At 40.5% G+C, this 1,218-nt stretch carries 1 pseudogene; it reads right to left on the bottom strand.

Annotated elements, in window-relative coordinates:
• Positions 1 to 148: 148 nt before the first annotated feature.
• Positions 149 to 1,036 (bottom strand): annotated as a pseudogene (locus tag FIM44_RS08385) (type ISP restriction/modification enzyme); the annotation flags it as partial.
• Positions 1,037 to 1,218: the final 182 nt, after the last annotated feature.

Genomic DNA, 1,218 nt, shown 5'->3' with positions numbered 1-1,218 from the left:
ACGATTCTTTGTGTTTTTGTGTTTGTTTATGTATATATTTCTTCATTGTGAGGTGATTCAGGAATAGTGACTTACTGTCATCTCCTTGCCTTAGTGTGTGTGTTTATGGTTCTTGTTGTTGGTTTTTATGATGGAGTTTCGAGATAGATTAAGGCTTGCGGAAGGGGATGAAATTGGGAGGTATTGATGGGAGGTTTTTTGGTTTCAAGGGGGGGGGGGGTTGTGGATTGTGCAAGATTTCTTGCATTAACGCTTCGCTATCATTCCCTTTTAAATGAGGCAAATCGCTCGTTAAAAATCCAAGCGTTTTTTGGATTTCAATCGTGCGCGCGATGACTTTAATGATGTTGCTTACATGATCAAAGTCACAAGGCTCGTCTTTATGGCTTTTTAAATATTTGTCTAAAACGCTATACCCCCCTATCATGTAATTATAAATTTCCTCACTCACCCCCCTAAAATAAGCGCTATGGTTGATATAAAGCCGTTGTTCGTTATGAGAGGGTTTTTTGGAGATGGTGGAGTCATGCGCTTCTTTATAGCAGGATTCGCCTATGGTGGCGTCTTTTAATTTTTCAAAGCTGTAATTCAGGCTTTCTTGGTTTAAAACATGCAAGCCGATTAATTCAATCCCTAAAAGGCTTAAAACCCTAAACAAATCTTTATTGTTTGTGAAAAGGATTTTAGGGTAATCGGCTTTGAGAAAATCTTTATAACGCTTGCGGTAATTTGGGGAATACAATAACGCATAGATATAGCCTAAAACCTCTAGCGGCTCAAAATGGTGGCTATAGTGTTTGTCTATGAAGCTTCTAAACTCTAGCGTAAAATTTTCGGTGTAGTTGGGGTTATGGTATAGTGGATTTACATAATCGCCTCCCTCCATTCCTGGACATGTCCAAGTGCGCAAATCTGAAATTTTATTACTAACAAATCCTACGCCGCTTTTTTGTGATTGACAAAATCTGCGAGAAGTAATTAGCGCGACATTTTTGCGCGTTTGATTGGGTGTTTTAGGGTTTGTTGGGGGGGGGGGGGGGTAACAGTTGCTTAAAAACAGATTAGACATGATGATCATAAAACGTCCTTACTTAAGGTTGAAAAAAAGTCTGGTGTCGAAACAATACATCACCTACCAGAGAACCATGACGTGGAAGAGCCGGCGGGCCGTCGGATACGCAACGAAAACATAGGAGCAGCGGAGGAAGATGTGCAAGG

This window comes from Helicobacter pylori (genome assembly GCF_006440215.1).
Taxonomy (GTDB): domain Bacteria; phylum Campylobacterota; class Campylobacteria; order Campylobacterales; family Helicobacteraceae; genus Helicobacter; species Helicobacter pylori_CS.
Note: the sequence above shows the minus strand (reverse complement) of the source record. Positions and strands in the feature narration are given on the sequence as shown.